Source organism: Frankia sp. Mgl5, from assembly GCF_023242985.1.
GTDB lineage: Bacteria > Actinomycetota > Actinomycetes > Frankiales > Frankiaceae > Parafrankia > Parafrankia soli.
In genome coordinates this window covers 1-9,362 of record NZ_JALKFY010000697.1, presented here as the reverse complement: position 1 = coordinate 9,362, position 9,362 = coordinate 1, and the positions used below count along the sequence as shown (strand labels likewise).

The window sequence follows — 9,362 nt, the reverse complement described above, 5'->3', positions numbered from 1 at the left end:
TGCCGCACCCGCTCACCGGCGGCGTGCTGCCTCAGATCGTCGGCCACGAGTTCTCCGGGGTGGTGACCGCCATCGGGCCGGACGTCCCCAACGTGGCGGTCGGTGACCGCGTGTGCGTCGAGCCGCTGTACTCCTGCGGGGGCTGCGACCGATGCCGGGCCGGGCTGCCCCAGCTGTGCCGCCAGGTCATGACGCACGGCCTGTGTTCCCACGGGGGCGGTCTGGCCCAGTTCACCGTCGTCCCGCACACAATGGTGCATCACATCCCTGCGTCGATGTCCCTGGCCGACGCCGCGCTCGTGGAGCCGATGGCGGTCGCGTTCAACGGCGTCCTGCGCTCCGGTGCCCAGCCGGGGCAGTCCGCGCTCGTGTTCGGCGCCGGGCCGATCGGGATCGGCGTCGTCCTCGGTCTCCGCTCCGTCGGCGTGGACGACATCCTGCTCGTCGAGCCGGCACCGGCCCGCCGGGCGGCCGTCGCGAAGCTCGGTGTCGCCGACGTCCTAGACCCCGAGACCACCGACATCACCGACGCGGTGCAGACGCGGACGGGGGGCCGCGGCGTCGATGTTGCGGTGGACGCGGCCGGGGCGCCCGTCACGTTCGCGCTCGCCCCGGACGTGCTCCGCGCCCGTGGACGCTACGTCGGGATCGCCTTCTCCGACCGGGACGTCGACTTCGCGCCATGGGTGCTGGCCCGCAAGGAGATCGAGCTCACCGGATCCCTGGGATACGGACCCGGCGTGTTCTCCCGAGTGATCGAGCTCATCGCCGGCGGCGCCTACCCGACCGCAGGCTGGGTCGACCACATCGAGCTCCACAACCTGCACAGCGCACTCGACGACCTGCGAAGCGGCCGCCGCATGAAAGTCCTCGTCGACCTCCCTGCCACCTGACCGACACCCACTCCGTCGCAGCCGCGTCGCCACTCCCGCGTGGCCAAAGCGGTGCAGGAATCACCTGGCGCATACATCACCAATGCCTACCGCAGGGATGCGGCGCACCTCGGTGAATGGTCCAGGCATAAAGTCCGATGAAACGGGTCAGTGAGGAGAAGACGTGAGACTGGGATTTGCTATGCCACATCTGCTGCGACTGAAGGCCACCTGCCAGCCGTGGGAAGCCGCAGTGACGGGCGCGGACCAGACGCGTCTCGCCAGGTGGGCCGAGAAGCTTGGCTACGCCATGATTAGCGTGCCCGAACACCACATCATCCCGAAGACCCATGTCGATCTTTCGGGGCCACACCACTTAAGCGCCTATCCGACCATGGCCTATCTGGCCGGGGCCACGGAAAAGATACGGGTCAACTCGTGCATCGCGCTCCTGCCGTTACAGCACCCCGCCATCACCGCCAAGGCTCTCTCGAGCATCGACTGGATGTCGAGTGGCCGTGTCTCCGTCACGTTCGGGGTGGGCTGGCTGGAAGAGGAGTTCGAAACTCTGGGTGTTCCCTTCCGCGAGCGCGGAGCGATGAGCGAGGAGTACATTCAGGCAATCATCGAGCTCTGGACCAAGGAGGAACCGGAGTTCGAAGGAAAGTACGTCTCTTTCCGAGATGTCGTGTTCGAACCCAAGCCCTTCCAGAAACCACACCTGCCGGTATGGTTCGGTGGTGATGCCGATGCCGTGCTGAGGCGCACCGCCCGCTACGCATCGGGCTGGTGGCCTTTCCTCACCAGACCCGAAGATATCCCGGCGAAGATTTCCTTCATCAAGTCGCAGCCCGACTACAGTGGCAAGCTCACCGATGTATTCTACGGCTTCGCCACCACGCGAGTCGGTGACGGCCACGTTATACAGAAAGATCCACGCGTTCGGGCAGGCATGACCAAACAGGAGATCATCGACCGGCTCTGCTGGTTCAAGGAGCTGGGCGTGACGATGAGTTCAGTACCGATACCGAGCGTCAGCCATCTCGAGGAGTACTTCGACTACACCCAATGGGTGGCCGAAGAGATCGCGCCCGCGATTGCGTAGTGGCTGAAAGCCTGGGATGGTTCTGCCCCCACTGGAGAATCAGCTGGCCGACGCCGGCGGCACGTCAGGACGACGCCCTCCGCCCGCCGGACGAGGACCAGCCCACAGGTGACGGTCAGGCGCGCGGCAGCAGGCGGATCGTCACCGGGACGGCCTTGTCACCGACGACGGATCCGACGATCGCGGGGCCGTAGCGGCCGTACTTGGCGTGGTAGACCGCGTCGATGTCCGGATGCACGTCAGCGCCCGCGTCGGCGAAGAGGATGTCGCGTTCCACGCCGCCGGCACGGACATGACCGGCACCGCTGGCCTTCGCTCGGCGATACCACGGGTTGTCCGGGCCGTAGGCCGAGCGGACGTACAGATCGTCGCCGGCACGGACAACCCACATCGTCACGGAGGGGCGCAGGGTGCCGTCCCCGCGGCGGGACGCGAGCTGCAGTTCCTCGGCCCGGCCGACGCGGTCGAGATCTTCATCGGTCCAGGTGGCCATGACGTGGCTCCTCTGGTCGTGGGGGAAGGGGGGCTGGCTGCCACCGCATGCGCCGTCGGCCGGGACCGGCCGTGCCCTCGGACGAGGACTGGTCGACACCGAGGCCAAGGGCGGGCATGCGCACGCCGCTGTTCAGGGTGAGCAGCGGGCTGGCTGCGGCCACGGTGCTCCTTCCCGGGTGAGGTTCGTCAGCGCAGGGTGGTGGTGTCGATGACGAACCGGTAGCGGACGTCCGAGGTCAGGCCCGCCCGTAGGCCTCGTTGATCCGATCGGCGCGGATCAGATCGATGTCGGCGGTAACGTTGTGCTCAGCGCAGAAGTCGAGCATCTCCTGGGTCTCGCGGATACCGCCGAACTGGGAACCGGTGTAGCGGCGTTCGTTGACCTCGACCACTTCAAGTCGATCAACGACACCCACGGCGACGCGGTCCTTCAAATCGTCCTGCTCGGCGGCAGCCCGAGCCGCGACGATGCCGTCGCCGACGAGCCACCCCACCGGAGGCCTTCGTCCAGCGTCGGCAGAGCTCCAGCGGCTGCGCCGATACGGCGTCCCGCCGCGAACCGAGGCTGCGAACCCCCGCCCGGACCCGGCTAGGGACGCCCGGTCGACCAGGTCAACCACGCGCTCGCCGGAACCGAGACGGGTCCACAAAGAACCCGATTCGCATCCTTAAGCCCAAGCGTCTACTGTGACACTCAGGTTCAGATTCGGGAGTGAGAGTCATGACGGATGGCGCACGGCAGGATCTGCGAGGCAAGACCGTGGTGCTCACCGGTGCCAGTTCCGGCATTGGTGCCGCGGCCGCACGCCGGTTCAGCGAGTTGGGAGCGACCGTGGCGGTGGTGGGCCGGTCACCACAGAAGACCGCGGCGGTCGCGGAGAGGATCGGCGGCCAGGCGCACCTGGTGGACTACGGCCGGCTGGACGACGTTCGGAGGCTCGCCGCGGACCTGTTGGCCGCCTACGGGCGGATCGACATCCTGGCCAACAATGCCGGCGGCATCTTCGCCAGCCGGAAGACCAGTACCGATGGTCATGAGATGACCATCCAGGTCAACTACTTGGCGCCGTTTCTTCTGACGAACCTGCTGCTGGACCGACTCGCCGCGGCCCCGGACGGAGCACGAGTGGTCAACACGGCGAGCATGGTCTACCGGCGGGGGCGCTTGGATCTGGGCGACCTGGACAGTACAGGTCGCCGGTACCTCAGCCAGCGTGCGTATGCGCAGTCCAAGCTCGCGACGATCCTGTTCACCCAGGAGCTCGCGCGACGGATGCAGGGCGAGGGCGTCACCGCTTCGGCCTTCCATCCCGGGGTGGTCGCCACCGATGTCAGCCGGGACAGCGCGGTGAGCCGGGTGCTCATGGGCTCGCGGTTGGCCAGGGCTTTGCTGTCCACCCCTGACCAGGGTGCCGAACCCCTGCTGCACCTGGCCACGGTCGGGGACCCGCAGACGGTCAACGGCGCCTACTTCCACCGGCTCGAGCCCGAGGCCCCCAAGAACGACCAAGCCCGCGACGCGGACCTGGCCCGGCAGCTGTGGGTGCGGTCAGCGCAACTGACGGATCTGCAGGTGCTCCCTCCGCAAGTGGCTGAGCCCTCCGGGACGTGGACGAAGTGACCACGTCGTAGCCCTTGCGGGCGAGCAAGTCCATCGCGACGGCCATCAGCTCGGCCCGTGCGGGCGACGGATGTGTTCGCGGCGTCCCGGGCCCGCCGGGTGCCTCAGCCATTACGGTCGCGCTGTTGGCCGGGAACCAGGACCGCCGGCCGCGGGTGGTCGCCGTGTTCGAGCGGGCGTTGGGGCGCTGCCGCGGCGGTGTGCGCCCCGCCGCCGGTGCGCGCCGCCGGACGGCCGAACCCTCAGCCACCGGACATCACTGGGCGCACTCGACCCGAATGCCGCCGCCGTGCCGAACAAATGCCATAACGAACGCACCCAGGCCGGTGGTTCTTCCTCGAGATAACACCAGCCGCTCCGGTGGCTCGCTCACGCGGTGACGCTGAAATATCGGCGCGCGGTGGTACGTATTTTTGAGTGCTTTCGCCCGCCGAGGTGAGTGCATTTCAAAGACCGGGACAGGTTCGCGGAATCCTCGTGGCTGCCATCTTACCCCCACGGCCACGCCCTGTACTCCCGCGGATCCGCGGGAGTACAGGGCGCCAGCTGATACAGCGGCCCCATGGCTGATCGGAGGTCACTCTCGTCCGGAGCCGACCTTGCAGCGGTCAGTTTTCGTCTACCGGCAGGGATTACCGCCATGGCCGGGAACAGGGGTGCGTCCATTCCCCGGTGGGCGTACGGGATCTTTCGGGTTGGGATTTCCTAACTGCGGCCAGAGGGGCTGCGCCCGGCGACCGCGAAGGCCGCCGCCGCGGCCGGGCGGAAGCTGGCGACGAGGCTGTCGCCCAGGGAGAAGAACGGCCGCAAATGGATGGCCGAGCTGACAGCCGCGAACGATGCCGTCCCGGTGGTGCGCACCCCCGCGCGACGTGCTGCTGCCGCCCGGCCAGGACAGCGAGGACGGGCCGAAGGCGGCCGGGAAGTGGCTGACCGCCTCCGTCGTCGACAACTTCGCCACCGTCGGTAACGTAATGAATTGCGGCCATGCCGAGGTGTTGTCTTTTTTGCACTACATAACACTCTTGAGGTGGTATGGCCCGCCCGTTCCAGCCGGTCACGCTCGCGCTTGCACCGGGGCTTGGCTGCAGCCCGGGCGGGCTGACATCCTCGGCGTTCACTGTGGTCGCGGCCCCGGCCGATTGGAGATGTGTGGTGCCGCAACTACGAACGGATATTCGCGCTCGGCCCGATCCTGGATTCGGCAGACAGGTCCCTCTATTCAGGCCGCACCTTCGGCCCGAGTGCCGTCCAGAACGACATCGATACATTCCCCAGGTCGAGCGTGTCGCTCATGACGATCCCTCCGGAGGCCACGGCCTCTCGGACCTTGGCCATAATGGCGTCGACGTCGCCCTCCATCTCGTAGACCAAAAGATAACGGTGCGCTGGAGTCGCCCCGCCCACGGCGCGGTTGATCTCCGCCTCGCGCACGACGTACCGCTGGGCCCAAAGCATCCCCGGGGTGGCCAGCACCTCCGGGACGTGCACTGTGTCGTACCACGCGTTGAACTCGCGCTCCTTTCCCTCGACCGGGTTCGAGAACACCAGATAGAGCGTATGGTCGTCCATCTCTCTGTTCCTCTCACTTCCCGTCTCAAGCCACCGCCATGGCGCCCAATCGGCTGTCAGATACCCAGCAGGAACCGGTCGTCATGGGCCGGCGACAGCGACGCATACGACGCGGCTGTCTCCGCCGTCGTGTGTGCATCCACCGGTTCAGCGCGCCGGTCGCGACGACCATCCGGCGGGTCACCGCCGGCAGATGACCAACGGCGTCGAACACCGGCGTCCTCGGTCAGGGCCCACACCGCGTTGAAAGCCAGCTCCTCTAGTTCCGCGGCGGCGTCGACGGCCCCGACTGGTCTCCGAAGCGCGAGTGGTGGCTCATGCCCCCACCCCAGAAAGGTCCATGACATCCCTCCTCGCAGCTCGCCGACCTGGTTCATCCCGGTTGTTCGTCCATCTGGAGCTCGTGGACGACCACCGTCGCGGCCCATGCGGACCTCTCAGTCGTCAGCTGCAATCACTCGTACCTCAGCCATGTTGGCACTCTATGCCTAACACTGCACTTAGTGCCACTCTTGATACCAAAAGACGTTTGTAGGGAGTCGGGCTCGGGGGTTCGACGCCGCGTCCGGCTTCGCGACGCGGCGTCGACCTGCTCAAGATCGGCGCCAACAGCTACGCGCCGGCCAGCGCCTGCGGCGAGGCGGGGATGACGTCCGGTTCGCCGACTGTCGAGGACAGCTACGCCATGCTGCGCGACCTCGGGAAGATCTTCGGCGCCTCGGAGGGCCTCAGAAGTGATCGCTGCCTCCGAGGAACGCCGTGGTCCTGGTAGACGGTGATCAGATCGGCGCGGGCGCGGGCGACCCGGTTGTCGGGTTTGGAACTTCTGGCGGTGCCGGGACGACAATGCAGCCCTGGGGTGTGAGAGCTGGCGCGAGGCGCTGTCCGCGCGGATCGACGGCGAGGATCCCGGGCACGCCGATACGCTCGTGGACGGGCATCTCGACCAGTGCGCCGGGTGCCGTGCCTGGTACCGGGACGCGGCGGCAGTCTCGCGCAGCTCTGCCTCGGCGCGCTGCAGGTCCTCGACGCCGGGGCGCTGTCCGGGCATCCGGTGACGCACTCCGCGGGCGTGGTCGGGGTTTCCGCGCCGGAGCACCTCTCCCACGAGTCGGCCGCGTGGAACCTCACGGTAGGCGCCGGCTTCCTGCCCGCGGCGGCCCGCAGAGGCGTCGCCGAGGGCCTGGTACCCCTGCTCACCGCGTTCGTCACGATCCTGTCGTTGCTGTTCCATCAACGATGTGGCACGTGGGGAGGTATCGGCAGCCAGGGTGCTCAGCCACGCGTTTCTGATCGTGGGCTATCTGGTCGTCCTCGCTGACCCACCCGACGACCGATCCTCGGCGGCCACCGGCGGGCAGGGTGGGCCGTGGTCGGTGGGACCGGCCAGAGACAGTCAGCGCAGGGGGGTTGACCGAAGGGTCGGCGCGGCCCCGGCTGCGGCTCGTCACCCGGCCGACGAACCGCCTGCGCCGCGACCGCGCGGCGTAGTCGAGCACAGCGCAGGCTCCCAGAAGGACATGTTCCCGGGGCTCGGCCGTGGACTGACCTCGTCGACCTCGATCACTCGACGGAGATCGAATACAGGCCCACGCCACGACGTACACATAGCAGGCAAACCGGACTCCACCAAACGACAGACGAAGAAGTCCACGACCCCACGACCACGCCGCACAGGTTAAAGATCAAGTCAGCATCGTGGAGAACACAGAAATGATCACATGGAACTCGCGCAGCCGTGGGTACGCGGAGTCGACCGGCGTGGGGCTCGGGGGCTCGGGGGCTCGTGACATGAGCGGCATCCGCGGCCCCAATCCCGCCACCGACCACGTCAACGCCTTCCGGCACGCGCTCGGGACGTTCGCGACGGGGATCGTGGTCGTCACCGCGGCGCACCCGGAGCACGGCCCAGTGGGGCTTACCGCCAACTCCTTCAGTTCGGTGTCGCTCACTCCCCCGCTCGTGCTGTTCTGCGTCGCACACACCTCCACCACGTGGCCGTCGATCCGCGCCACGGGCAGGTTCTGCGTCAATGTCCTGACCAAGGGCCAGGAGGATCTGTCGCGCCAGTTCACCGTCCGCAGCGCGGACCGCTTCCGGGACGTCGCCTGGCGGCCAGCACCGTCGGGAGCCCCGATCCTGCCCGGTGTGGCCTCGTGGATCGACTGCCGCATCGACACCCTCCACGAGGCGGGCGACCACACCATCGTCATCGGGAGAGTCGACGATCTCGCGATCGACGACTCCGACGCGTCGCCCCTTCTCTACTACCGAAGCGGATACGCTCACCTCGCCGCTTAAATGATCATGAATCGTCCAGGGTGACGGCCGGCGCAACCACCCCGTACGGCCACCGGGCGGGCTGGAGGAGTCGATGGGACGTCAGGTTCCCGCGGTGGAGCGAGCCCTCGATGTACTGGAGTTGCTGGCAGACCACCCGGACGAAACGCTCGGCCTCTCCGAGATCGCGCGTCGGCTGGACCTGAACAAGGCCAGCTGTCACGCCGTCGTCACCCTCCTCAGCGACCAGGGCTATCTGCTGCGCCGTGCCGGGAAGACCTACTCCCTCGGGCCGTCGATCCTGCCCCTGGCCAAGACCTTCCTGACCGAGCACGACGCGCTGCCGAGAGCACGCGCCGAGATGACCGCGCTCAGCCGCGACCTGGGCCTCGACTTCGTGGCCAGCACCGTGGTCGACGACGAGATCGTCGTCCTGGCGATCGCCAACTCGCCCGCTTCGCTGGTTGTGCACGTCAGGGCCGGCAGCAGGTTCGCGCTTGTTCCACCGGTCGGCACGGTGTTCCTGGCCTGGGCCGGCCCGGAGGGCATCCAGCGCTGGCGCCAGAGTCGCGCCGTCGGCGAATGCCCGGGAGCACGAGCGCTACACGCAGGCTCTGGCCCGCGTACGGGAACGCGGCTACGCCGTTGGGTTCGGCCGGCCGCGTCCCCGCAGCGTCGACGGTGCCGACCTGCTCCGGGACTTCGAGGAGTACGTGCTGGTCGAGATGGAAGCAGCACAGCATTTTCCGATCATGAACCTCGCCGCGCCGATCATCGACCCGGAGGGAAACGTCCCGTTGGCGATCTCGCTCGTCGGCTTCTACGAGCAGATGCAGGCCGCCGACATCCCCAGGCTCGGCAGGCGCCTGCGCGCGGCGACGGCGGCGGTCTCCCGGGCGACCTGGGGAACGTCGGACCCGCCGGCACCGCCCTCAGGACCGAGACCCGAGACGGCTGCGACACGAGGCGCGCCGCGCCCGCGCCCCAGCGGTGCGGCGACGAGCGATCTCGAACGACTCCGAGCACAACGAACGCACTGACGCGACCAACGCACTGAAGGGAGAGGACCGATGGCCGACGAGACCGACCGGCAGAGCAACCAGGAAAGGCCCCGGCAGTTCTTCTTTGACGTCACCGAGCTGCCAGGCCGCACGAATGTCGACATCATGGGTGACTCCGCGGAGGCCCAGCCTTACTTCGATCTTTTCGGCCGGGATCTCGTCACGAGGACGATCCTCAACTCACCGGAGCTGAGCGTCTACCACGAGACGGCCGCACCGGGTGAGAAGGTCAAGCCGCATCGCCACGGCACCCATCAGCTGAACTACGTCCTGCGCGGTGAGCTGATCTTCGGTCGACGGCGGGTGGGGGCCGGCGTGTGCTTCTTCACGCCCGACCTTCTCTATTCGTGGCGGGC

General features: G+C 67.7%; 9 protein-coding genes and 5 pseudogenes. 10 read left to right on the top strand and 4 right to left on the bottom strand.

Features of this window, described 5'->3' with window-relative positions; all coding sequences use genetic code 11:
- Together MXD62_RS26270 and MXD62_RS26265 are read left to right on the top strand one after the other, a co-directional pair.
- The coding region (locus MXD62_RS26270) for a zinc-binding dehydrogenase (protein WP_248832099.1) at positions 1 to 893 on the top strand (893 nt) is incomplete at its 5' end.
- 163 nt (positions 894 to 1,056) lie between these two features.
- Positions 1,057 to 1,977, top strand: a complete 921-nt coding sequence (locus MXD62_RS26265) for a TIGR03619 family F420-dependent LLM class oxidoreductase (RefSeq protein WP_248832098.1) — start codon at positions 1,057 to 1,059, stop codon at positions 1,975 to 1,977.
- 115 nt (positions 1,978 to 2,092) lie between these two features.
- Here MXD62_RS26265 and MXD62_RS26260 read toward each other — a convergent pair whose 3' ends face one another.
- Together MXD62_RS26260 and MXD62_RS40950 are read right to left on the bottom strand one after the other, a co-directional pair.
- Positions 2,093 to 2,470, bottom strand: a complete 378-nt coding sequence (locus MXD62_RS26260; protein WP_248832097.1) for a DUF2255 family protein — start codon at positions 2,468 to 2,470, stop codon at positions 2,093 to 2,095.
- A 188-nt stretch (positions 2,471 to 2,658) separates the two neighbouring features.
- Positions 2,659 to 2,834 (bottom strand): annotated as a pseudogene (locus MXD62_RS40950) (alcohol dehydrogenase); the annotation flags it as partial.
- Positions 2,835 to 3,193: 359 nt separating this feature from the next.
- Between MXD62_RS40950 and MXD62_RS26250 the strand changes: the two are divergent.
- On the top strand, positions 3,194 to 4,093 hold the full coding sequence (locus MXD62_RS26250) for an SDR family NAD(P)-dependent oxidoreductase (RefSeq protein ID WP_248832096.1): 900 nt from the start codon (positions 3,194 to 3,196) through the stop codon (positions 4,091 to 4,093).
- A 697-nt stretch (positions 4,094 to 4,790) separates the two neighbouring features.
- Positions 4,791 to 5,055, top strand: a pseudogene (locus MXD62_RS26245) (ISKra4 family transposase); the annotation flags it as partial.
- Between the two features lie 256 nt (positions 5,056 to 5,311).
- Here MXD62_RS26245 and MXD62_RS26240 read toward each other — a convergent pair.
- Positions 5,312 to 5,665, bottom strand: a complete 354-nt coding sequence (locus MXD62_RS26240) for a DUF4286 family protein (protein WP_248832095.1) — start codon at positions 5,663 to 5,665, stop codon at positions 5,312 to 5,314.
- A gap of 59 nt (positions 5,666 to 5,724) precedes the next feature.
- Positions 5,725 to 5,997 (bottom strand): annotated as a pseudogene (locus MXD62_RS40945) (LLM class flavin-dependent oxidoreductase); the annotation flags it as partial.
- A gap of 522 nt (positions 5,998 to 6,519) precedes the next feature.
- Here MXD62_RS40945 and MXD62_RS40940 point away from each other — a divergent pair.
- The 6 genes and pseudogenes from MXD62_RS40940 to MXD62_RS26215 form a co-directional block, all read left to right on the top strand.
- Positions 6,520 to 6,582, top strand: a pseudogene (locus tag MXD62_RS40940) (hypothetical protein); the annotation flags it as partial.
- A gap of 32 nt (positions 6,583 to 6,614) precedes the next feature.
- Positions 6,615 to 6,986 carry a hypothetical protein gene (locus MXD62_RS26235; RefSeq protein ID WP_248832094.1) on the top strand — a complete coding sequence of 124 codons (372 nt, stop codon included), beginning with the start codon at positions 6,615 to 6,617 and terminating at the stop codon, positions 6,984 to 6,986.
- A gap of 392 nt (positions 6,987 to 7,378) precedes the next feature.
- Positions 7,379 to 7,966, top strand: a complete 588-nt coding sequence (locus MXD62_RS26230) for a flavin reductase family protein (RefSeq protein WP_248832093.1) — start codon at positions 7,379 to 7,381, stop codon at positions 7,964 to 7,966.
- A gap of 73 nt (positions 7,967 to 8,039) precedes the next feature.
- Positions 8,040 to 8,147: pseudogene (locus MXD62_RS40935) on the top strand (helix-turn-helix domain-containing protein); the annotation flags it as partial.
- A 295-nt stretch (positions 8,148 to 8,442) separates the two neighbouring features.
- Positions 8,443 to 8,985 carry a hypothetical protein gene (locus MXD62_RS26220; protein ID WP_248832091.1) on the top strand — a complete coding sequence of 181 codons (543 nt, stop codon included), beginning with the start codon at positions 8,443 to 8,445 and terminating at the stop codon, positions 8,983 to 8,985.
- Positions 8,986 to 9,015: 30 nt separating this feature from the next.
- A partial coding sequence (locus tag MXD62_RS26215) for a cupin domain-containing protein (protein WP_248832090.1) occupies positions 9,016 to 9,362 on the top strand: 347 nt, incomplete at its 3' end.